The 22,980-nt window shown below is 67.5% G+C and carries 19 protein-coding genes; 12 read left to right on the top strand and 7 right to left on the bottom strand.

Annotation, left to right across the window (positions count from 1 at the left end; translation table 11 throughout):
* Nucleotides 1-102 precede the first annotated feature (102 nt).
* Nucleotides 103-2,277 (top strand): glycoside hydrolase family 3 N-terminal domain-containing protein, encoded by a 2,175-nt coding sequence (locus VER16_RS10205; RefSeq protein ID WP_324807773.1) that lies wholly within the window; start codon nucleotides 103-105, stop codon nucleotides 2,275-2,277.
* A gap of 107 nt (nucleotides 2,278-2,384) precedes the next feature.
* Nucleotides 2,385-2,957 (top strand): hypothetical protein, encoded by a 573-nt coding sequence (locus tag VER16_RS10200; RefSeq protein ID WP_324807771.1) that lies wholly within the window; start codon nucleotides 2,385-2,387, stop codon nucleotides 2,955-2,957.
* Between the two features lie 72 nt (nucleotides 2,958-3,029).
* Here the strand turns inward: VER16_RS10200 and VER16_RS10195 are convergent, their stop codons facing one another.
* The gene (locus VER16_RS10195; protein WP_324807769.1) at nucleotides 3,030-4,208 is read right to left on the bottom strand and encodes a PQQ-dependent sugar dehydrogenase; all 1,179 of its coding nucleotides are present in this window, start codon (nucleotides 4,206-4,208) and stop codon (nucleotides 3,030-3,032) included.
* A 165-nt stretch (nucleotides 4,209-4,373) separates the two neighbouring features.
* Between VER16_RS10195 and yiaA the strand changes: the two genes are divergently transcribed.
* The gene (gene yiaA / locus VER16_RS10190; protein WP_324807767.1) at nucleotides 4,374-4,826 is read left to right on the top strand and encodes an inner membrane protein YiaA; all 453 of its coding nucleotides are present in this window, start codon (nucleotides 4,374-4,376) and stop codon (nucleotides 4,824-4,826) included.
* A 97-nt stretch (nucleotides 4,827-4,923) separates the two neighbouring features.
* Here the strand turns inward: yiaA and VER16_RS10185 are convergent, their stop codons facing one another.
* The 6 genes from VER16_RS10185 to VER16_RS10160 all read right to left on the bottom strand — a co-directional run bounded on the left by VER16_RS10185 (nucleotide 4,924) and on the right by VER16_RS10160 (nucleotide 11,272).
* Nucleotides 4,924-5,271 (bottom strand): hypothetical protein, encoded by a 348-nt coding sequence (locus VER16_RS10185; RefSeq protein ID WP_324807765.1) that lies wholly within the window; start codon nucleotides 5,269-5,271, stop codon nucleotides 4,924-4,926.
* 107 nt (nucleotides 5,272-5,378) lie between these two features.
* Nucleotides 5,379-6,674: an APC family permease gene (locus VER16_RS10180; protein WP_324807764.1), complete on the bottom strand. Its 1,296-nt coding sequence runs from the start codon at nucleotides 6,672-6,674 to the stop codon at nucleotides 5,379-5,381.
* Entirely contained in the window at nucleotides 6,671-7,432 is a 762-nt protein-coding gene (locus tag VER16_RS10175; RefSeq protein WP_324807762.1) for a L,D-transpeptidase family protein, read from the bottom strand. Before VER16_RS10175 ends, VER16_RS10180 begins: the two co-directional genes overlap by 4 nt.
* Nucleotides 7,433-7,447: 15 nt before the next feature.
* Nucleotides 7,448-8,296, bottom strand: a complete 849-nt coding sequence (locus VER16_RS10170; protein WP_324807760.1) for a MurR/RpiR family transcriptional regulator — start codon at nucleotides 8,294-8,296, stop codon at nucleotides 7,448-7,450.
* 445 nt (nucleotides 8,297-8,741) lie between these two features.
* Entirely contained in the window at nucleotides 8,742-9,836 is a 1,095-nt protein-coding gene (locus VER16_RS10165) for a dipeptide epimerase (RefSeq protein WP_324807759.1), read from the bottom strand.
* On the bottom strand, nucleotides 9,833-11,272 hold the full coding sequence (locus tag VER16_RS10160; protein ID WP_324807757.1) for an SH3 domain-containing protein: 1,440 nt from the start codon (nucleotides 11,270-11,272) through the stop codon (nucleotides 9,833-9,835). The genes VER16_RS10165 and VER16_RS10160 overlap by 4 nt, the downstream gene beginning before the upstream one ends.
* Before the next feature lie 131 nt (nucleotides 11,273-11,403).
* On the opposite strand from VER16_RS10160, the gene VER16_RS10155 reads away from it, so the two are divergent.
* The 9 genes from VER16_RS10155 (at nucleotide 11,404) to hglS (ending at nucleotide 22,955) form a co-directional block, all read left to right on the top strand.
* On the top strand, nucleotides 11,404-12,870 hold the full coding sequence (locus VER16_RS10155) for a transglutaminase-like domain-containing protein (protein WP_324807755.1): 1,467 nt from the start codon (nucleotides 11,404-11,406) through the stop codon (nucleotides 12,868-12,870).
* Nucleotides 12,871-12,919: 49 nt separating this feature from the next.
* Nucleotides 12,920-15,943, top strand: coding sequence for a TonB-dependent receptor (locus VER16_RS10150; RefSeq protein WP_324807752.1), 3,024 nt, complete (start codon nucleotides 12,920-12,922; stop codon nucleotides 15,941-15,943).
* Nucleotides 15,944-16,062: 119 nt separating this feature from the next.
* Complete coding sequence (locus tag VER16_RS10145; RefSeq protein WP_324807750.1) at nucleotides 16,063-17,592, top strand: serine hydrolase domain-containing protein; 1,530 nt, start codon at nucleotides 16,063-16,065, stop codon at nucleotides 17,590-17,592.
* Nucleotides 17,525-18,238, top strand: a complete 714-nt coding sequence (locus tag VER16_RS10140; RefSeq protein ID WP_324807748.1) for a M15 family metallopeptidase — start codon at nucleotides 17,525-17,527, stop codon at nucleotides 18,236-18,238. The genes VER16_RS10145 and VER16_RS10140 overlap by 68 nt, the downstream gene beginning before the upstream one ends.
* Before the next feature lie 466 nt (nucleotides 18,239-18,704).
* Complete coding sequence (locus VER16_RS10135; RefSeq protein WP_324807746.1) at nucleotides 18,705-19,076, top strand: hypothetical protein; 372 nt, start codon at nucleotides 18,705-18,707, stop codon at nucleotides 19,074-19,076.
* A 227-nt stretch (nucleotides 19,077-19,303) separates the two neighbouring features.
* A complete protein-coding gene (locus VER16_RS10130; RefSeq protein WP_324807744.1) occupies nucleotides 19,304-19,714 on the top strand; it encodes an EF-hand domain-containing protein in 411 nt (136 codons plus the stop codon).
* Between the two features lie 95 nt (nucleotides 19,715-19,809).
* The gene (locus VER16_RS10125) at nucleotides 19,810-20,562 is read left to right on the top strand and encodes an HAD family hydrolase (RefSeq protein ID WP_324807742.1); all 753 of its coding nucleotides are present in this window, start codon (nucleotides 19,810-19,812) and stop codon (nucleotides 20,560-20,562) included.
* Nucleotides 20,563-20,593: 31 nt separating this feature from the next.
* On the top strand, nucleotides 20,594-21,082 hold the full coding sequence (locus VER16_RS10120) for a hypothetical protein (protein WP_324807740.1): 489 nt from the start codon (nucleotides 20,594-20,596) through the stop codon (nucleotides 21,080-21,082).
* A 508-nt stretch (nucleotides 21,083-21,590) separates the two neighbouring features.
* Nucleotides 21,591-22,955, top strand: a complete 1,365-nt coding sequence (hglS, locus tag VER16_RS10115) for a 2-oxoadipate dioxygenase/decarboxylase HglS (protein WP_324807738.1) — start codon at nucleotides 21,591-21,593, stop codon at nucleotides 22,953-22,955.
* Nucleotides 22,956-22,980: the final 25 nt, after the last annotated feature.

Here is a 22,980-nt window from a genome sequence, read left to right as displayed (position 1 = left end):
AGAGTGTGGGCGGGCGCACGAAACTGAATGACGAAACCTCTCGCCAAATGGCCCGGGAACGCTAGAATGCCGGGCTTGTAAACGTTTTCATAAGGACCGCTGGTGGCCTCCGATCGCATCGAATCCCTCATTGCCCAGATGACCGTCGAGGAAAAGGTCGGCCAGCTGGGTGTCTTCGCCGACATGGTCCGCCCGTTCGCGCCGGACGTGAACCCGGAAGCCAACGTGCGCAACGCCGACCAGGTGCTGCAGCAGGTGCGCGAAGGCAAGGTCGGCTCGCTGTTCAATGGCGTGGGCGCCGAACTCGGCCGCCGCATCCAGCAGGTCGCCACCGAGGAGAGCCGCCTGGGCATCCCGGTGATCCTGGCCGCCGACGTCATCCACGGCATGCGCACCGTGTTCCCGATCCCGCTGGGCGAAGCGGCCAGCTTCGAGCCGGACCTGGCCGAGCGCACCGCCCGTGCCACCGCCGTCGAGGCCACCGCCGCGGGCCTGCACTGGACCTATGCACCGGCGGTGGACATCGCCCGCGACCAGCGCTGGGGCCGTGGCGCCGAAGGTGCCGGTGAGGACGTGGTGCTGGGCTGCGCGTTTGCTGCTGCCCGCGTGCGTGGCTTCCAGGGCGGCGACCTGCGCGCGGCCGATTCGCTGCTGGCCACGCCCAAGCACTTCGCCGCCTATGGCGCGGTGATGGCCGGCATGGAATACAACATGGTGGACATCTCGCCGCAGACCCTGCGCGACGTGCACCTGCCGCCGTTCAAGGCCGCCTTCGACGCCGGCGCGATCACCGTGATGTCTTCGTTCAACGACATCAATGGCGTGCCGGCCAGCGCCAATGCCGAGCTGCTGACCGACATCCTGCGCGGTGAGTGGAAGTTCCCGGGCGTGGTGATTTCCGATTACACCGCCGACATGGAACTGGTCGCCCACGGCTATGCCGCCGACGACCGCGACGCCACCGCCAAGGCTTTCACCGCCGGCCTGGACCTGAGCATGCAGAGCGGCTTCTATGCCGAGCACCTGCCGGGCCTGGTCGAGAGCGGCGAAGTGCCGATGGCCGTGCTGGATGAAGGCGTGCGCCGCATCCTGTGGCTGAAGGAAACCATCGGCCTGTTCGACGACCCGTACCGTTCGCTGGACCCGGCGCGCGAAGCGGATACCTCGCACATCGCCGCCCATGACGAACTGTCGCGCGATGCCGCGCGCCGTTCGATCGTGCTGCTGAACAACCGCGACAACGTGCTGCCGCTGCAGAAGCGCGGGCAGAAGATCGCCCTGATCGGCCCGTTCGTGCAGGACCGCGAGAACATCGAAGGCTGCTGGACCCTGTTCGGCGACAAGCAGCGCTATGTGGACCTGGAGACCGGCGTGCGCGCGGCCATCGGCGATGAAGCGCTGCTGGAAGTCGTACCCGGCTGCGAACTGGAAGCCGCGATTCCGGGTGGCACCGAAGCGGCCGTGGCCGCTGCGCTGCGCGCCGACGTGGTGGTGCTGGCCCTGGGCGAACCGCAGCGTTACAGCGGCGAAGCGCAGTCGCGCGTGGAAATCACCCTGCCGCCGGCACAGCAGGCGCTGGCCGAGGCCGTGGCGATGACCGGCAAGCCGCTGGTGGTGCTGCTGCGCAATGGCCGCGCGCTGGCCCTGCAGGGTGCGGTGCGCAATGCGCATGCCGTGGCGGTCACCTGGTACCTGGGCACACAGACCGGCCATGCCGTGGCCGATGTGCTGTTCGGCGATTACAGCCCGTCCGGCCGCCTGCCGGTCAGCTTCCCGCAGGTGTCCGGCCAGCAGCCGTACTTCTACAACCACCCGCGCACCGGCCGCCCGGAACTGCCGACCATGTCGGAGTTCAAGGCCCGCTGGCGCGAGATTCCGAACGAGCCGCTGTACCCGTTCGGCCACGGCATCGGCTACGCCACCTTCGCCTACGGCGTGCCGCAGCTGAGCGCGGCCCAGCTTGGCTGGGACGACACCCTGACCGTGACCACCACGCTGACCAACACCAGCGCCGTGGCCGGTGAGGAAGTGGTGCAGCTGTACATCCACGACCGCGTGGCCAGCCGCGTGCGGCCGGTGCGCGAACTGAAGGACTTCCGCAAGGTCGCCCTGCAGCCGGGTGAATCGACCGAGGTGGTGTTCACCCTCACCCGCGAGCAGCTGGCGTTCACCGGCCGCGACGGTGTGCTGCGTGCCGAGCCGGGCCAGTTCGACGTGTGGGTGTGTGCCTCGTCGGCTGCCGGTGAAGCCGTGCAGTTCGAGCTGCTGAAGGGCTGATCGCGGAGTGGTAGCACCGGGCCATGCCCGGCGTCCTCACCCCTGGCAAACACGCCGGGCATGGCCCGGCGCTACCATCGGACCATTGATCCGATGGAGTCCGCGCCATGCGCAAGATTGCTTTCCTGATTCCGGCCCTGCTGCTGGCGGCCTGCTCGCAGCCGGCACCGCCGGCTGAGCCTGCTGCCGATGCGCCGCCGCCGATGACCGGTTCCACGCCGGCTGAAGCCGCCGCCAGCACCACGCCTGACCCGGCCGCTGCGCCGCAGGCTGCGGCCGAGCACGCCAGCGAAACCCCTGCGCCGGCCCCTGCCGCCGATGAAGGCGATGCGCGCGCGCGCATCGACAGAGTGCTGGGCGACGCCGAGCAGTACGAGAAGGTGTTCAACGCCTTCAAGACCGCGGTGGTCGGCGGTGACCGCGCCGCCGTGGTGGAGGAAGTGCGCTTCCCGCTGAACATCGCCGACGGCAAGAAGATCACCGGTCCGGGTGAGTTCCAGCGCAACTACGAAAAAATCATCACCCCGGCGGTGGTCAAGGCGATGTCCGGGCAGGAGTTCGGCAAGGTCTTCGTCAACCAGCAGGGCGTGATGATCGGCGATGGCCAGGTCTGGCTGACCGGCGAGTGCCTGGACAAGGCCTGCGCCCGTACTGAGGTGAAGGTCGGCACCATCCAGTAAACGAAGACGGCCCCGCGTGATGCGGGGCCGTTGGGTTGGGGCGATGCCGGCCAGCGGCCGGCACTACCGGGGTCAGGCTTTCGGGGTCAGCTTCAGCAGGCGGGCCTTGCTGCCGTCTTCCAGCAGCCACAGGGCGCCATCGGGGCCCTGTTCCACTTCGCGGATGCGCTCGCCCATGTTGAAGCGCTCGGCTTCGCGGGCGTTCTCGCCATCGAAGGCCACCCGCACCAGCGAGGTGGAGGACAGGCCGCCGATGAAGGCGCTGCCCTTCCACTGCGGGAACAGGCTGCCGCTGTAGAACATCAGGCCGGCCGGGGAAATCACCGGGTTCCAGGTCACCTTCGGTGCGGCGAATTCCGGACGGGTATCGTGGTTGGGAATCGGGCGGCCGTCGTAATGATCGCCGTTGGAGACGATCGGGTAGCCGTAGTTGGCACCGCGCTGGATCAGGTTCAGTTCGTCGCCACCGGCCGGGCCCATTTCCTGCGCCCACAGCTTGCCGTTGGCATCGAAGGCGATACCCAGCACGTTGCGGTGGCCCAGCGACCAGACCTGGGCCGCGACGCCGCCCTGCGAGGCGAACGGATTGTCCGCCGGCAGGCTGCCATCCTCGTTGAGGCGGATGATCTTGCCGAGGTTGCCGCTCATGTCCTGGGCAGGGTCGAACTTCTGCCGCTCGCTGGAGCTGATCCACAGCTTGCCGTCCGGGCCGAAGGCGAGGCGGTGCCCGTAGTGGCCTTGGCCGCTGACCTTGGGGGTCTGCCGCCAGATCACCTTCAGATCCTTCAGCGCGCCGCTGCCATCGGCGTTCAGCGCCAGGGTGGCACGGGCCACGGCGGCGCCGCGGGTGTCCAGCGTGCCTTCTTCGGCGTAGCTGACGTAGACCACGTTGTTGCGGGCGAAATCAGGATGCAGGATGACATCGCCGAAGCCGCCCTGGCCGCCGTAGGCCACCTTCGGCACGCCGGTGATCTCATGCTTCTGGCCGCTGGCCAGATCCAGGTGCTGCAGCTTGCCGCGCTTCTCGGTGACCAGCAGGCTGCCGTCGGGCAGGAAGGTCATCGCCCATGGCTGGTCGAAGCGGCTGACCTCGGTGGCGGTGAACGGGCGCTGGTCGGCGCTGGTCGCTGCCGGCGCCGCCTGTGCGGTCGATGTCGTATCCGGACCGGCCGCGCTGCAGGCGGTGGTGGCGAGGATGGGCAGCAGGCCCATGGCGAGCAGCAGGGGCGCGCGTTTCGAAGGACGGGTCATGGGTATCTCCAGGTGGGGATGCGGATGGCCAATCCCCCTTGTACACCACAGCAGTGAACGGGCGCGTGGTCCAAAGGTCCTGCTGCCCCCTGTGCGGCGCGCGGCCGATGGTCTACGGTGGAGGCGTCCGGGCAAAGCGTGCCCGTTGTCTGCCAAGGAACTGCAATGCAACCGACCGTCGTCTCCAAGCCGTCGCCTGCCTTCATCGCCGCCTCCTGGGTGGCCCTGCTGCTGGGCGCGGTGGCCTACCTGATCGGCCTGTTCAACGCCGACATGGCCCTCAACGAGAAAGGCTACTACCTCACTCTGCTGCTGTTTGGCCTGTTTGCGGCGGTGTCGCTGCAGAAAAGCGTGCGTGACCGCGTGGAGAACATCCCGGTCAGCGGCCTGTATTACGCGCTGTGCTGGTTCGCCCTGCTGTCCTCGCTGCTGTTGCTGCTGGTCGGCCTGTGGAACGCGACGCTGGTGCTGAGCGAGAAGGGCTTCCACGGGATGGCGTTCGCGCTTTCGCTGTTCGGCGCGGTGGCGGTGCAGAAGAACACCCGCGATCTGATTGCGGCCAATGCCGGTGAACCGACCCGCACGGTGACCCTGCCGCCGCTGCCCGAACACGAGTGACGGCAGCGTTGTAGAGCCGAGCCCATGCTCGGCTCAGGCCGCCAGGGTAGAAGCAGCCGAGCATGGGCTCGGCTCTACAACACAAGGGGCACGCGTGTCAGCCAATGCGGCCCAGGCGCGGGTCCACGGTGTGCGCTTCATCCCAGCCACGGCGTACGGCGGCGCGTGCCTGCGCCCACTCCAGGCGGCTCTTGCCACGCTCGTTGGCCCAGCGCGATTCCAGCTCGGCCTCTACCTGCTCATAGGCGCGGATGACCTGGTCTGCACGGGTCTCATGGAGCCGTGCCGCGTGGCCGACCTGGTAGGCAGGTTCATAATCATCGAACAGCAGGCTCGCGTCGTAGTACGGTTCGGCGCTGTAGCGGTCGCGCCAATAGTCGGAAACGGTCGCGCGCGGGGTGCTGTCGTCCGGCACGCGGCCGGGGATCTGGTAGTCGGGACTCATCGGTCAGGCTCCGTGTGGGGATGAAGCCTGATGGTGGCGGTGCAGCGGTTAACCGCCCGGGCCGGTTGCGTGAAGGGCAGGTTTGTAGAGTCGAGCAGGGCTCGACGCTACGGTTCGGGTTTGCGCGGCAGTCTGTAGATCACCGCGCCGATGGCGAAGGCGACCAGCGCGGCGGCGATGTTCTGCCAGCTGGCACTGGCAAACAGGGCCACGCACAGCAGCAGTGCCAGCACCGGAATCAGCGGGCCACCGGGCAGCTTCAGCGCACCCGGCCGGTCGGCATAGCGCTTGGCCAGCACCAGCACCGCCGCCGCCGTGCCGATGTAGGCGAACAGGCGTGTGGTCATCGACAGCAGGGCCAGCTGCACGAACGAGCCGGACAGCGCCAGCCCCAGCGCGATCAGACCCTGGCAGAAGATCGCCGCGGCCGGTGTGCGGAAGCGCGGATGCACCTGCGCCAGCACCTTCGGGCCGTAGCCATCGCGGGCCAGGGCGAACAGGAAGCGCGGGCCCATCATCATCGTGTTGCTGTTGGTGCCGAGGATGGAGATGGTGGCACCCACCGTGAGGATCAGGGCCAGGGCTTCGCCGCCGAAACCGGCGGCGGCATCGGCCAGCGGTGTGGCCGAACTGGCCAGGCCGGCCAGCGTGCCCTGCGCCACCAGCTGCACCGCGCCGTAGATGACGGTGACGGTGACGATCATGGTGATCAGCGCGAACGGGATGTCGCGGCGCGGGTTGCGGTATTCGCCTGCGGCGGCCGGGATGTTCTCGAACCCGGCGTAGGCGTACAGCAGCAGCAATGCAGCCTCGCCCATGCGCTGCAGGTCGTGCGGGTCCGGGCGCTGGCCGGAGAACGCCAGCTGCGGATCGATGTAGAACGCGCCGATGGCTACGAACAGCAGCAGCGGCAGCATCTTGCCGATGACCAGCACGATGCCGGTACGTGCAGCCGAGCGCACGCCGATGATGTTGACCCCGGTGAGGAAGCCCAGCGATACCACGATGACTGCGATGCGGCCCATGCCGGCGCCGGCCCACGGCCAGAACCGCGCGACCGCATCGGCCAGCGCGTTGCTGAGCGCGGCGGCCGAACTGATGCGGGTCAGCCAGATCATCCAGCCGATCTCGAAGCCGGCGAAGTGGCCGAAGGCTTCGCGGGCATACAGATAGCTGCCACCGGGTTCATCGAAGTAGCTGGCGGCCTGCGCGTAGCACAGCACCAGCAGGGCCACGACGATGCCGGCGGCGACCACGCCCCACAGGCTGAAGGGACCGAGCAGGGCGACCGTGGCGGCCGGCAGCAGATAGATGCCGCTGCCGATCACATCGTTGATCGAGAGGCCGACGATCTGCCAGCGGCTGACCGCGCGCTGCAGCTGCGGTTCGTCCTGCGCGCTCAACGGCGTACTCCGGCCAGCGCGGGCAGCTGCCACTGCGCCTGCAGGCGCGCGTACTCGGCGCGCGGCAGCAGCACGAAGCGCGGCGTGTCCTGCGGCCGCAGCCAGCTGAGCAGGGCCTGCATGCGTGCCTGCGGCATGGCCGTGCAGCCGGCCGTGGCCTCACCCGGCTGGCGCCACAGGTGGGCGAAGATGCAGCTGCCCTTGCCGGGCTGGTTCTGCGGGTTGTGCGCGATCACGAAGCCTTCCTGGTAGCGCACGTCGCCCTTGTCGTGCAGGTCCAGCCGCATCGGTTCGGTGGATCCCTGCACGGCCGCGCTGCCCACTTTGGCCGCATCGACGATGCGGTTGTAGAACGGCGAGGCCGGCACATCCATGCAGTAGCTGCTGTCGAGCATCGGCTGGTAGGCCATTGCGGTACCCGGTCGCGTGCCGGCATAACCGAACGCACTGCCCAGGGCGAACACGCCTGCCGGGCTGCGGCCATCGCCTTCCTGTTTCTGCGGGCCATCGCCCTGTGCCGGGTGCAGGCCCAGGCCCCACGCGCTGCCACTGCGGCCCAGCGCGACCGGGAAGGCCGCGCCGTGCGCGCGCCAGCCCTTGCCGTCACGCACGAAGGCCTGCAGCTGGCCCTGGGTACTGTCCCAGCCCTCGCTGGTGACCACGATCAACTGCCGCGCACCGTCCAGCGGCGCCGCGTGCAGGGACAGCGACGCGGCCAGCAGCAGGGCGGCGGTGACAAGGCGGGACAACGGCTTCATCAGCAGGCGCTCCGGTCAGGAATCGAGCAGGTGGTCAATGCGTTCCAGGTTCACCGCCAGCTGCCGCTGGCGATCTGGATTGGCGTGGCAGAGCAGCACGAACAGGAAGTCGAGCAGGGCATGCATGGCGCTACGGTACAGCAGCTGTGCCACCTGCGGCGTGCGGTCATGCGCGCACACGGCCAGCGATGCATCGGCGTGCGCGCGCAGGGGGTTGGCGGTGTGGCGGGTGATCGAGACCACCTTGCCGCCCATGTTCTGGAACTGCCGCGACAGCTGCGAGAGCTGCGGCAGGTTGCCGTATTCGGAAAACACCAGCAGGGCATCGCGCGGCCGGGCGGCCGAGAGGTTGGCCAGCAGCAGCACCGGATCGGTGTGCGGCACCACCAGCAGGCCGAGCAGCGACAGCCGCATGGCGAACTCGCGCGCGAACAGCCCGTCATCGCCCAGCCCGTAGACGAACAGCTTGGGCGCGCCGTCCATCAGCCGCACGATGCGCTCGATCTCCTCGCGCGGGTTGGCCTGGCGGGTCTCCTCCTCGGCCTGGGCCTTGCTGCGGCGCAGGGCCTCGCCCAGGCGCAGGTAGTGATCACCGCTGTCCGGCTCGGTCGGTGCCTGCTGCGGGTCGGCACCGGCGCGGGCCACGTCCTGGCCGATGGAGTACTTCAGGTCCGGGTAGCCCTTGAAGCCCAGCTTCTGGCTGAACTTGACCACGCTGGACTGGCTGATGCCCAGCGCGCTGGCCAGCTGCTGCGAGGAGTAGTCGCGCAGCAGGTGGGCGTTGTCGAGGATGAAATCGGCGATGCGGCGTTCGATGGCCGACATCTGCCCGCGCTCGGTACGTATTTTCAGCAGGGGCGGCATGCGGGGTGTCCGGGGGTCTGCAAAGGCGTTGCGGTTGGCCGCTGAGAGCGTGTCATGGGGTGGGTCGGGCGGGTGGGGCTTGCAGGGGACGCCGTGAATCCGTCCATGGAGGCTTGGCCGCGCCATCCATGGCGCGGACACCCCCGCAAGCCCCACCCGCCCGCCCCCGGACAGATCGCGCGCGTGCCAGCCGCGAAGGGGTTACGGGGTGGGGCAGAAGCAAGAGCAGGTGCATCCACGCATGGCGTGGATCTACTGGGTGCAGCTGTTGCATTGGACGTTGAGTCCGCCTTGTAGCGAGCCGAGCACCGCAGGGCACCGGCGTGCGCAGCACGTCGGCTCGCGGATGGCGGAGCGTTTCTTTTGGTTACTTTTCTTTGCGCGCAAAGAAAAGTAACGCGCGACCCAGGATCAGTTGAGGACCAAGCCAGCCGCAAGGCGCAAATCAACCCAGCATCTCCAGGCCGCGTACTTCGGTGATGCCCAGCCCCGGTACGTCGCTGATGCTGATCTCCGATTCGTTGAAATGCACGCCGCCGCTGACCGGGTCGAACTGGCCCAGCGAGGGGCCGTCCAGGTCGACCTTGGTGATCACATCGCTCTTGGCCACAGCCAGGTGCACGGCGGCGGCCACGCTGATGCTCGATTCGATCATGCAGCCGATCATGCATGGCACGCCGTAGATGCCGGCGATGTCGGCGATGCGGATCGCATTGGACAGGCCGCCGGTCTTCATCAGCTTGATGTTGATGATGTCGGCCGCGCGCTGCTGGATCAGGTCCATCACCTGGCTCGGGCTGAACACGCTTTCGTCGGCCATCACCGGCGTGTTGACGCGGTCGGTCACGTACTTCAGGCCGGTGATGTCGGCGGCCTTCACCGGCTGCTCCAGCAGTTCCAGCACCACGCCGGCGTCTTCCAGCGTGCGCATGGCATGCACGGCCTGCTTGGCGGTCCAGCCCTGGTTGGCATCCAGGCGCAGCAGGGCGCGGCCCTGTACGGCGGCATGGATCGCCTTGACCCGCTCGATGTCCAGGCCGATGTCCTTGCCCACCTTGATCTTCAGCGACTCGAAACCGCGCTCGATGGCCGACAGCGAATCGGCCACCATCTTGTCGATGTAGTCCACGCTGATGGTGATGTCGGTGGTGATGACCGGATCGCCACCGCCCAGCATCTGGTACAGCGGCGCGCCGTGCAGCTGTGCCCACAGGTCGTACAGGGCGATTTCCACCGCCGCCTTGGCGCTGGTGTTGCGCTCCATGGCGGTCTGCACCAGCGTGCACAGGTGGTTGAGGTTGGCCACGTCCTGGCCGACCAGGCGCGGGGCGATGAAGTGGCGGATCGCTTCGATGATCGAGCCGTGGGTATCGCCGGTGATGACCGCGGTGGCCGGCGCTTCGCCGTAGCCGGTGTGGCCGCTGTCGGTGCGGATCAGCACCACCACGTCTTCCACGGTTTCCACCGTGCGCAGGGCGGTCTTGAAGGGGGTCTTCAGCGGCACGCGCAGCATGCCCAGTTCGATAGCGGTGATCTTCATTCGGCGGTCCTGGCCCGCAGGCGCTGGATGTTGGTGATGCGGTCGATGTAGCGGAGGGTATCGCTGGCCATCATCGGCTCCAGCGGGGTGACCGAGACACCATTGAGGTGGGCCTGCACGCGCTTTCCATCGGCACCGTACCAGCTGCCGCCTGCCGTATCGTGGATGACCCAGGTGCGGCCGTCGACGTGGCCGATGGCCATCATCACGTGGCCGGGGATGTAGACCAGGTCGCCTACCTGCAGCTGGGTCACGGTGCGGTCGCGCGCGGCCTTGCCGGTCTTTTCGGTGAACGGCAGGCGGTCCAGCGCCGGGCTGACCGCCTGCGCACTGGTATTGCGCGGCAGCAGCACGCCGAAGCTGCGGTAGATCTCGGAAACGAAACCGCTGCAGTCGCGGGTGTCGTAGTCGTGGCCCCAGCCGTAGCGCTCGCCGAGGAACTTGAAGGCCTGCTGCAGCAGCAGGCGTGGGGTCAGCGGCAGATAGTCGCCAGCAGTGTCCTGCGAACGTGGCAGCAGCGCCGGCACCAGCTTCAGCTGGCCATCGGCTTCGCGCACCGGCAGCTGCACCACCCAGGCCCCATGTGCCTGCTGGCCGTTCACCGGCGTGGCAGCGGGCCAGTCGGCCAGCACCGGCAGGCGTACGCCCATGTCCAGCTGCAGGCGCGACACGCGCGGTTCTTCCGGGGTGAATGCGGTGTGCGCCACCGCGCCGGTGACGATGCGGTATGGCCCCTGCGCGCCGTAGCCGATCACGCTGGCCTTCTCGCCGGTGGCCACGGACTCGGCTTCGATCCACGCGCTGTAGCGCTCGCTGTGCACGAACAGCCAGCGGCCATCGGCGCTGCGATGGACCACCGCGACCTTGTCACCGGGGAACAGCGCCGATTCCTGGAAGCGGTCGATATCGGTATCGCCGCTGCTGCTGAAGACGCGCTGGCGGGTCGGGAAGGTGCGCAGTGCGGCGCGCTTCACCACCAGGCCGTACTGCGGTGCCGCCTGTGCAGCGATCGCCTGCAGGCCGAGGTTGGACTCGATGGACGCACGAAGCGCCGGCGCGATGGGCTGGCCCTGCTCGTCATACAGGGGCCGCGCCGGCCAGGTCGACAGCGCGGTGATGCTGGCGCGCACCTGCGCGGCGGCCAGCTGCGCGGGCAGGGCGGCGATGTCCTGGATGTGCGCGTCCTGCGTGCGCATGCGCGCGTTCTGGGACTCGATCTGTGTGCGGTCCAGGATCGGCGCATCGGCATTGTCCAGCCGCGCCGCCCAGTACTGCGGGGTCAGGTAGGCCTCGTGCAGGCCAATGACATAAGGCAGCGGAGCGCCGGGATCCGGCGATGGTGCGGCCTGTGCGAATGCCGGCGCCGCCAGCAGGCACAGGGCCAGGGTCAACCGGCGCGGCCAGTGCCGGCGCGGTTCGCGGGAAGCCAGGATCATGCGCTGCACACCCTCCTCAATGCCTTGTGGAATATTTATTCCTTTCGGTTGCGAAAGCAAGAATAAATAATTGACCCGCTACCCAGCCCGTGTTACACAGCCGTTACCACCCGCGCTGGGGAAGTGTCGCCGTGGATCCCGCCGTTCGCAAACCGCCTCTGCCTGCCGCTGCCGGCCTGTGTGCCGCGCTGCTGCTATGGGCGTGGTCGGTGGCGGCGCAGGACCTGCGGGAGCCGGGTGCAGCCGGGACGCGACTGATCGATCTGGTCGACAGCGGCCACTTCGCGCAAGCCGAAGACCTGCTGGCGCGCGGCGACCTGCCGGTCACGGCGGCCTGGCAGCGTGAACGCATGCGTCGCATCCGCCAGGAGTTCAGCCTGGACGAGGCTGCAGCGAAAGCCGCCGTGCGCCGTTGGATTCCGGACCTGACCGATGCCGAATTCGCGCGCTGGGATCAGCTCGGCCTGATCGAGCACCTCGATATCGACGGCACGCGCTGGTACTTCAAGCGTGCGCCGTCCAACCTGTTCCGGCTCAGCAATGAAGCACGCGCACGCCGCCGCGCCGATGCGCCGATGCCGGCGCCGGGTCCGAACGAAGTGCTCAACGCGCACCACGCGCGCGTGGTTGACTCCGTTGGCCAGAGCGGCAGGACGTCGGTGCTGCCGCAGCGCATTGCCTTCACCCAGTCGCTGACCGTGAAGGCCGATGCGGTACCGGCCGGCGAAACCATTCGTGCGTGGATTCCGTACCCGCGCGAGATTGCCGGCCAGCAGGAGCAGGTGCAGTGGCTGGGCAGCACGCCGGCCACGGCACGCATTGCCCCGGCCAGCACCCTGCAGCGCACCGCCTATCTGGAAGCGAAGGCCGTGGCCGGGCAGCCCACGCGCTTCGAGATCCGCTACGCGGCCACGATCTTCGCCCGGCACACAGCGCTTGACCCGGCACGCGTGCGGCCCACCCCGGCCGACCCCGCGCTGCAGCCGTTCCTTGCCGAGCAGCTGCCGCATGTGCGCTTCACGCCTGCGCTGAAGCTGTTTTCCGACCAGGTACTGCAGGGCGAGACGCGCCCGTACGAAGTAGTGCGCCGGCTGTACGCCGCGGTCGATCACATTCCGTGGGCGGGTGCCCGCGAGTACTCCACCCTCAGCAACATCAGCGATCATGCGCTGCGCGCCGGCCATGCCGATTGCGGGCAGCAGACGCTTCTGCTGATCGCCCTGCTGCGCATGAATGGCATTCCCGCGCGCTGGCAGTCGGGCATGGTGTTTTCCGATGACGGCAGCGGCTACAACAACCTGCATGACTGGGGCCAGGTCTACCTGGCGCCGTACGGCTGGCTGCCGATGGACGTGACCACCGGGGCACTGGCCAGCGACACGCCTGCCCTGCGCGACTTCTATCTCGGTGGCCAGGATGGCTACCGCATCGCCTTCAACGATGACTTCGGCCAGCCCTTCGTGCCAGCCAAACAGCATTACCGCTCGGAAACGGTCGACTCGCAGCGCGGCGAGGCCGAGTGGGCGGGCGGCAACCTGTACTTCGACCAATGGAACTACGACTTCCAGTGGCAGGTACTGCCGGCCGGGCAACGCTAGCGCGCTACCTCCACCACCACCATTCAATTCTTGCAGGAGAGAGCAGGGGATGAAGGCTTACAGCATCAAGCGGGCGGCGTTGTGCGTCGCTCTAGGGGCATGTCTGGGCGCGATGCTGCCCGGCATGGCGATGGCCCAGAACGTGAGTGGCGCAGTGGCAGGCCGGGCAACAGCGGGTGACCAGGTCACCGTGGTCAGCAGCAGCACCGGCCTGACCCGCACCGTCACCGTCGGCGCCGACGGCAGCTACCGCCTCGGCCAGCTGCCGGTGGGCGACTACCAGCTGCAGCTCAGCCGCGAGGGGCAGAAGCTGGGTGAGCAGGTCGCCGTCAGCGTGGCGGTGGGCGGCACCACCACGGTCAACCTGGCCAGCGCCGGCGGGGTGACCAACCTCGATGCGCTGCAGGTGACCGGCACGCGGGTGATCAACCGCGTGGACGTCTATTCCACCGAAACCTCGTTCAACATCAACCGGCAGGAGATCTCGAGGCTGCCGGTGGCGCAGGATCTGTCCGCCGTGGCGCTGATGGCGCCGGGCGTGGTCGGTGGCAACTCGTCCTTCGGCGGCCTGTCCTTTGCCGGTTCGTCGGTGGCCGAGAATGCGGTATTCATCAACGGCCTCAATGTCACTGACATGTATACCCGGCGCGGATTCAGTACCGCACCGTTCGCCTTCTTCAACGAGTTCCAGGTCAAGACCGGGGGCTACTCGGTGGAGTTCGGCCGCTCCACCGGCGGTGTCATCAACGCGGTCACCCGCTCGGGCAGCAACGAATTCGAGGGTGGCGTGGAAGTGACTGCCGAGCCCAGCGCGTGGCGTGCCAGCGGGCGCGACCACTTCCATCGCGACGGCACCGCGCATTCCTACGGCAGCCGTGACAACAACTCGTTCTTCAAGACCAATGTCTGGGGCTCGGGCCCGATCATCAAGGACAAGCTGTTCCTGTTTGCGATGTACGAGGATCGCAGTGATAAGGGCCACAACACCTCGTCCGACGGCAGCACCTGGTTCAAGAATGATTCCGGCAACGGCTTCTGGGGCACCAAGCTGGACTGGAACATCAGCGACAACCACAGCCTGGCCCTGCTGGCATTCTCCGATGAGGGCGATGTCACCAATGCGTCCTACGGCTATGACTGGGACGATGACCAGATCGGTGCCTGGGGCGGCGATTCGGTGACCGAGACCGGCGGTAAAAACTGGTCGGCCACCTATACCGGCCACTTCGGGCAGAACTTCACCGCGCGCGCCATGGTCGGCCAGAACAACCAGCGTGCGTTCACCAATTCCTCGCTGGACCAGGCCTGCAGCCCGGTGTTCACCGACAGCACGTATGGCACCCGCCTGTACAAGCTGCAGGGCCTGCGGGCCGGCTGCCACCCCACCGGCACCGCCGTGGCCGAGCGCGATGACACCCGCGATGTGGCGCGCCTGGATTTCGAATGGCAGCTGGGCGACCACCTGCTGCGCTTCGGCCTGGACCGCGAGCTGATGACCACCGACCAGTCGACCCGCTACCCGGGGCCGACCGCGCTGAGCTACACCGCCTACGTGGCGCGGCCCGGCGATGAAGTGTGGGACGGCGCCAATGCCTACGTGCCGGCCGGCGTCACCGAGATGCTGCGCGCGCGCAACCGCCAGTCCGGCGGCACGTTCGAAACCGAAGCCAATGCCTTCTACCTGGAAGACATCTGGAACATCACCCCGAACCTGATGCTCAACCTCGGCATCCGCTGGGACCGCTTCGAGAACCGTACCGCGCAGGGCGACGCCTTCATCAAGATGGACGACCTGTTCGCTCCGCGCGTCGGCTTCTCGTGGGACATGCGCGGCGATGGCAGCACCAAGCTGTTCGGCAACGCGGGCCGCTACTACCTGCCGGTCACCAACAACATCAACGTCAACTTCGCCGGTGGCCTCACCGACGAATACAGCTACTACGTGCTGGAAGGCTGGGAGCAGAAGACCTCGCCGACCGGTGCGGCCTACATGGCACCGATCATCGGCGCGCAGATCGGGCCGACCGATACCCGCATGAACACCGGTGGCGCCGACCTGCGGCAGAGCGTGGACCGTGACCTGAAGGCGGTTTACCAGGACGAGTACATCCTCGGTTTCCAGAGCATGATCAACGCGGCCTGGTCGTGGGGCGTCAATGCCACCTACCGGCGCATGACCCGCGCACTGGATGACATCCGCATCAACTACACCCCGTGCGGCCCGACGCCGAGCACGCTGTGGCCGATCGGCAACCCCGGTGAGTCGCTGACGATCTGGGGCGATTCCAGCATCGGCTGCGCGCAGGAGGGCTGGATCACCATCGATACCGCCAACAGCGGCTACCGCAAGGGCGGCAGTGGCGAGGTCATCGGCTATTCCAAGCCCAAGCGCACCTACAAGGGCCTGGAACTGCAGATCGACCGTGCCTGGGACGAGAAGTGGATGCTCAACGCGTCCTACCTGTGGTCGCGCAGTGATGGCAACTTCGAAGGCCCGGTGAACTCCGATACCAACTACGGTGACACCGGCATGGTGCAGTACTGGGATCACCCGGCCACCAACGAACGCTACGGCGTGCTGTTCAACGATTTCCGCCACCAGATCAAGCTGCGTGCCGCTTACGCGCTGAACAAGCAGTGGTCGTTCGGTACCACCCTGCAGGTGCAGTCGGGCGGGCCGATCACCGCCTATGGTGTGATGTGGCCGAACGACACCATCGCCGGCGGCAGCACCTCCAGCGAAGGTAGTGGCGGCGGTACCGGCTGGCTGTGCGTGGCCAACTGCTCCGGGCCGTATGACCAGCGCCAGTTCGAGTACAGCCCGCGCGGCGCGTTCGGTCGCCTGCCGTGGACCTGGACGATGGGTGCCAACGTGACCTGGCGCCTGCCGGTGGAGGGCATCGACCTGAGCGCGCGGCTGTCGGTGTACAACCTGACCAACAACCAGAAGACCATCAACGTGCACCAGCGCTACGAAGCACAGCCGGGCCAGTACCGCGAAGCGACCTTCGCCACCGGTACGCGCTGGCAGGCGCCGCGTTACACGCAGCTGGTGGTGACGTGGAACTTCTGATCGGGAGCCCGGTAGAGTCGAGCTTGCTCGACTGCCTTTCGCGGTTTTTTGGACCCCGCTCAGTCGAGCAAGCTCGACTCTACGGGCGTGGCCGACGTTACGTATGCATGGCCGCGTTCATGGCCTTTCCCTCCGTGGCAGCAGCATCAGACGCCTCCACCGCCATCGATGCCGATGTCGCGGCCGTGGTCCAGCACGCGCACCTGCCCGGGCTGGCCATGGCCGTGGTCGAACAGGGAAGGGTGGTCTACCAGCACACTGAAGGCGCACGCGGTGATGGCGGCCGCATCGACCAGGACACGCTGTTCAAGATCGCCTCCAACAGCAAGGCAATGACCGCTGCGCTGCTGGCACGGCTGGTGGAGCAGGGAAAGCTGCGCTGGGATGATCCGGTGCGGAAGCACCTGCCCGGCTTCACCATGCATGACCCGTGGGTGGGCGAGCACATGCAGGTGCGCGACCTGCTGATCCACAACAGTGGGCTGGGCCTGGGCGCCGGCGATCTGATGCTGTGGCCCGAGCCCAACGCCTACACCCGCGCCGACATCATCGCCGTGCTGGCCCACCTCAAGCCGGTCACCAGCTTCCGCAGCGGTTATGCCTACGACAACCTGATGTACGTGGTGGCCGGTGAAGTGGCAGCGGCTGCCGGTGGCAAGCCCTACGATGCGCTGATGCGTGAGCAGGTGTTCGTGCCGCTGGGCATGGACCGCTGCCAGGTGGGCGCCTGGTCGGTGCAGCGCGTGGGCAACGTGGCCCAGCCGCACGCCTGGCGCGGGGGCCGCAACGTGGTGGTCAACGCCGATGGTGCGACCAGCCCCGACCTGACCTCGATGGCTGCGGGCGGCATCCGCTGTTCGCTGCGCGACATGACACGCTGGATGCAGGTGCTGCTGGACCCGGCGCTGGTGCCCGGCTGGCTGGGCAGTGAGCAGCGGCGCACGCTGTGGACCCTGCACATGCCGATGCCGCTGGGCGAGCGCCAGCGTCGCTGGGACAACGCGCATTTCATGGGCTACGGCTACGGCTGGCGCGTTTCGGACATGGACGGGCAGTGGAAGGTGGCACACACCGGCACGCTGTCGGGCATGTATTCCTCGCTGGCCCTGCTGCCCGACCGCAAGGTGGGCGTGGTGATGCTGATGAATGGCGAGGGCGAGGATGCACGCACGGTACTCATGCAGTCGACGCTGAAGCGTTTCACCGCCACGGGCGCGGCACCCCCGGCGATGGAATATCTGGCTGAACTGAAGGCCGGCCAGGCCGAGCGGGCTGCCAGCGGGGAAGGGCGGCCGTCAACCGCGGGTGCGCTGCCGGTGGGACGTGATGGCCTGCCGCAGTGGCAGGGACGCTATCGCGATCCGTGGCTGGGGCCTGCCTCGCTGTGCCCGGGCAAGGACGGCCTGCGTTTCAGCGTGGACAAGTCGCCCAAGCTGCAGGCGCAGGTGATGCAGCTGCAGGGTCGCTGGCTGCTGCACTGGGATACGCTGGAGGCATCCGCGCAGGCATGGCTGCAGGCCGGCGACGGTGCACCACCCACGCTGCAGCTGCGCGCCCTCGATCCGGACATCGACTTCAGCTATGACTTCCAGGACCTGCAGTTCACTCGTACTGGCGATTGCCCTGGCGGGCAGCGCGCACGCCGCTGAGCCACCGCGCATCTCGCCGGCCACCGATGCGGCCAGCGCCGGTCTGCTGGAGATCCGCACGCTGGCCCCGCGCATCGAGATGGACATCCGCTACGCCGGCCGCAACAACTTCACCGGCGCCCGGGTGCCGGGCTACGACGCGCCGTCGTGCTATCTGCTGGCGCCGGTGGCCAAGGCGCTGGCCGCCGTGGAGGGCGATCTGCGGGCCGAGGGCTATGCGCTGCGCATCTACGACTGCTACCGGCCGGTGCGATCGGTGCAGGCATTCATGGCCTGGGTGAACGACCCGCACGAGCAGTCGCGCAAGGCGCTGCAGTATCCGGACCTGGACAAGCCGCGGCTGCTGGCCGACGGCTACATCGCCGAACGCTCGGGCCACAGCCGTGGCGCGACGGTGGACCTGGGGCTGCTGGACTGCCGCCGTGGCCCGTGCGTGGTGATGGACATGGGCACGGATTTTGATTTCTTCGGCGTGCGCGCGCATACCGATGCCACTGGGCTGACGGCGGCGCAGCGTGAAAACCGGCAGCAGTTGCTGCGGGCGATGGCGCGGCGCGGGTTTGCCAACTACCCGCAGGAGTGGTGGCATTACACATTGCAGCCCGAGCCGGATGCGGGCACCGCGTACGATTTCCCCGTGAGGTGATTTTTTGCAGGGTTTGCAGCCCTGCACCTGCTGAATCAACGTCAACTTCGACGTCAAATGCGTGCATTCCGTGGGATGGCGGGGTGGGTCCGGTTGAGGGGGACGCTGCAAGTACGTCCCTGTAAGCTCGGTCGCCGCATCCATGCGGCTCACGCCCCCTCAACCGGACCCACCCCGCCTTCGACAGTTTCCCGCGATCTGTCGGAACGGCGTTCTGCTCTGGTAGGTGTCGACCTTGGTCGACACGGACGAATTCATTCGATATCTGACAGGTGTGTTGACCAAGGTCGACACCTACCAACAGCCGCGCGTTCCAGTAGTCGCCGTTGCCAACAGCCGCGTGAACCCGCCAACCCACGGAATGCCCGCTCTGGCTTTTGCCGTTGCCGTTGCATTGAGCAGGTGCAGGGCTGCAAGCCCTGCCGATACCCTTACACTCACTACCGCCTCCCAACGACCCACCTGCATGAACCTTCCCCTGCACTTCGGCCTGCTCGGCTCCCTCGAAGCCGGTGCCATCGCCCTGCTGGTCGGGCTGCTGGTGTACTTCCTCTGGCATCACCTGTGCCGCGCGCTGCGCTGGTCCATGGGCCATGCCATCGGCTGGGCGTGTGTGTTCTCCGTCGCCATCTCCGCCGGCATCGACATGTGGAAGCTGTTCTACATGGGCATCGTGCGGCTGGAATCGCCGTTGTATGCACGCATCTTCCTCTCCACCATCCACGACCCCAACGAACTGGGCAGCCGCGTGGTGCTGGAAATCGCCGGTGCGCTCGCCGGTGTTGCACTGGGGTGGGTGTTGTTCAGTTCGCGGTCATCGGTGCAGAACGTCGATTGACGCAGGTTTTTCGTTGCGTTCCGGTTAAATGCTGCCGCGCTGAATGCCTGCCTTATGGCCCCCTCACTTTGCCCTAACCAGTGCGGTAAACCATGCGCGGTGGCCAGTGGTTAATGGCGTGTGTGCAGGCCGGTCGCGGCGCAAAATCGATTCAGAAACGCGGTGGCAGGGTAGGTGCCGTGCGGAGACAACACCCCGCGCTCCACCACCCAAAGGAGATCCACCTGATGACTATTCGCAACCGCAAGCCCGTGCTCGCCCTGATCGTTGCCGCCGGTAGCGTGCTGGCTCTCCCGGCCATGGCGCAGAGCGCCCAGCAGCAGGCCGCCCAGGCGCAGACCCAGGCGGCGCAGGCGCAGCAGTCGGCGGCCCAGGCAGGCCAGGCGGCTGACCAGGCCTCCAGTGCGGCTGCATCTGCGTCGGCACAGGCCAGTGGCGGCGGCCAGACCTGGGCCAGCATCGATACCGATGGCAACGGCACCATCAGCAAGTCCGAGGCGCAGGTGAACGCGGGCCTGGCCCAGGTGTTCGACCAGGCCGATACCAACAAGGACGGCCAGCTCACCGCAGATGAGTACAAGGCCTTCGTGGCTGCCCAGCAGGCCGGGGCAGGCGCAGGCAACGCAGGCGGCAACTGATCGCCGCCTGATTCGGGAAAAACCGGTGCATGGGACCCGGGCGGCGTAGGCCGCCCGGGTTTTTGTTGCCTGCGCCACCCCTGTATCCTTGTCGCATGAACACCTCCATGCCTGCGCGCCTGCGCGCCATCGGCCTGGTCGGTTTTGACGGTGACGACACGCTGTGGAAGAGCGAGGACTACTACCGCAAGGCCGAGCAGGATTACCTGGACCTGCTCTCGCGCTACGTCGACGTGCACGACACCCAGACCGCCCGCCACCTGCTGGAAGTGCAGCAGCGCAACCTGGCCGTGTTCGGCTACGGCGTGAAGGGCATGGTGCTGTCGATGATCGAAGCGGCCATCGACATCACCGGCCAGCGCATCGACGCCAAGGACATCCAGCGCATGCTGGACATCGGCCATGACACCCTGCGCCACCCGGTCGAGCTGATCGATGGCGTGCGCGAATCGGTGGCGGCCATCGCCGAGCACTACCCGGTGGTGCTGATCACCAAGGGCGATCTGTTCCACCAGGAAGCCAAGATCAAGGTGGCCAAGCTGCACGAGCTGTTCCCGCGCATCGAGATCGTCTCGGAGAAGGACCCGGAAACCTACGCCCGCGTGCTGGCCGAGTTCGACCTGCCGATGCAGCAGTTCGTGATGGTCGGCAACTCGCTGCGCTCGGACATCGAGCCGGTGGTCACCCTGGGCGGCTGGGGCATCCACACCCCGTACGCCGTCACCTGGGCGCATGAAACCCAGCATGGCGTGGCCGATGACGAACCGCGCCTGGTCACCGCCGATACCGCCTGGGATTGGCCGGCCGCCCTGGCCGCGATCGAGGCCAAGGCCGCTGCCGCAGCCTGACAGGACCCGGCGGCTGCGGCAGAATCGGGGCATGAACCGTTTCCCGTTCCTGCTGCTGTCGCTCCTGCTGCTGGCGCCGGCCACCGTGCTGGCCCAGCAGACCGCCGAACGTTCGGCGGCCTATACGGTGGAAACCGGTGACCGCTGGCTGGATGCCCAGCTGCAGGACATCAACCACTACGCCGAGCGCTACCCCGATGCCTTCCTCGACGAGGTAGCGCGCTACGCCGACGTGCCGCGCGGGTACATCAGCGCACTGTTCACCACCCACGGCTGGCAGGCCGGGGATATCTACTTCGCCTGCTTCTGGGCCAAGGCCAGTGGCCAGACCTGCCGCGACAGCGTGCGCGCCTTCAGCCAGAACCCGGAAGGGGGCTGGGAGGCGGTGGTCACGCGCATGGCGGTGAAGCCGGAAAACGGGCATGTCCGCGCCGTGCGCCACGCCGTCGTGGCCAGCTTCGCGCACTGGGACCGGCCGATCACCCTGGATGCCACCCTGAAGCGCCAGCTCAACCGGTAGCGCCGGGCCATGCCCGGCGGCCCGGTAGGTGCGAACCAAGGTTCGCACCCACCAAGGCAGTCCACCGCTGCTGCCATGCCCGGAGAGGACCTGGTAGGTGCGAACCTTGGTTCGCACGTCTTTGCCTCGGCCCCTGCCAGATCGGTGCGAACCTTGGTTCGCACCCACCAAGGCAGTCCACTGCTGCTGCCATGCCCGGCGAGGGCCCGGTAGGTGCGAACCTTGGTTCGCACCCACCAAGGCAGTCCACCGCTGCTGCCATGCCCGGCGAGGGCCCGGTAGGTGCGAACCAAGGTTCGCACCCACCAAATCAGTCCACCGCTGCTGCCATGCCCGGTGAGGACCCGGTAGGTGCGAACCTTGGTTCGCACCCACCAAATCAGCGCTATCCGCCGGGCATGGCCCGGCGCTACCGATATTCTTCATGTTGCTGTGCGTATCGCCCCCATCGCGCACTCCGGCGACAATACGGTTCTCGCCGTTCCCCGTTCCCGCATTCGAGTGACTGATGAGCGCCTCTTTCGTTTCGCCTGATGTGATCCGCCGCCTGTTCGCCCAGGCCATGTCCCGCATGTACCGCACCGAAGTGCCGCTGTACGGCACGCTGGTGGAACTGGTAGAGCGGATCAACGCGGAGGTGCTTGCGCAGGACCCGGCGCTGGCCGCGCAGCTGCAGCGCAACGACGAGCGCGCGCGCCTGGACGAGGAGCGCCACGGCGCGATCCGTGTCGGCACCGCGCAGGAACTGGCCACGCTGCGCCGCCTGTTCGCGGTGATGGGCATGTTCCCGGTGGCCTACTACGATCTGTCGGTGGCCGGCGTGCCGGTGCATTCCACCGCGTTCCGCCCGCTCACCGGTGCCGCCCTGGCGCAAAATCCGTTCCGCGTGTTCACCTCGCTGCTGCGCCTGGAGCTGATCGAAGACGAAGCCCTGCGCGCCGAATCCGCCCGCATCCTTGAACGCCGCCGCATCTTCACCGACGGCGCGCTGGCGCTGATCGACCAGGCCGAGCGTGACGGTGGCCTGTCGCAGGCCGATGCCGAGCGCTTCGTTGCCGAGGCCCTGGAAACCTTCCGCTGGCACGGCGATGCCACCGTCGACCTGCCCACCTACCACGCCCTGCACAACGCGCACCGGCTGGTGGCCGACGTGGTCAGCTTCCGTGGCCCGCACATCAACCACCTCACCCCGCGCACGCTGGATATCGATGCCGCGCAGGCGGCGATGATCGAGCACGGCATGGCCGCCAAGGCGGTGATCGAGGGCCCGCCACGCCGCGCCTGTCCGATCCTGCTGCGGCAGACCAGCTTCAAGGCGCTGGAAGAGGCCGTGCATTTCCCCGGTGGCGAAGGCGGTGCCGCTGGCACGCACACCGCGCGCTTTGGCGAGATCGAACAGCGTGGGCTGGCCCTGACCCCGAAGGGCCGGGCGCTGTACGACCAGCTGCTGGCGCAGGCGCGCGATGCCGGTGGCGCCGGCAGTACCGGTGGCGACTACGGCCAGCGCCTGCAGGCGGTGTTCGCCAGCTTCCCCGATGACCACGACACCCTGCGCCAGGAAGGGCTGGGCTATTACCGTTACCAGCTGACCGATGCCGGCCGTGCCGCGCCGGAGCGCGTGGCCGATCTGCCGGCCGAAGTGCTGGTGGCCGCCGGCCTGGCCACGGCCGACCCGATCGTCTACGAGGATTTCCTGCCGGTCAGCGCCGCTGGCATCTTCCAGTCGAATCTGGGTGGCGAAGAACAGCGCGCGTATGCCGCGCATGCCAACCGCGAAGCGTTCGAGCAGGCGATGGGCGTGGCGGTGAACGATGAGTTCGAGATCTACGAGCGGCTGCAGGCCGAATCGCTGGCGGCGCTGCGTATCGCGTGATCCGTGCCGTGTAGAGCCGAGCCCA

This window comes from Stenotrophomonas sp. (assembly GCF_035634915.1).
In the GTDB taxonomy this organism is placed as follows: domain Bacteria; phylum Pseudomonadota; class Gammaproteobacteria; order Xanthomonadales; family Xanthomonadaceae; genus Stenotrophomonas.
Note: the sequence above shows the minus strand (reverse complement) of the source record. Positions and strands in the feature narration are given on the sequence as shown.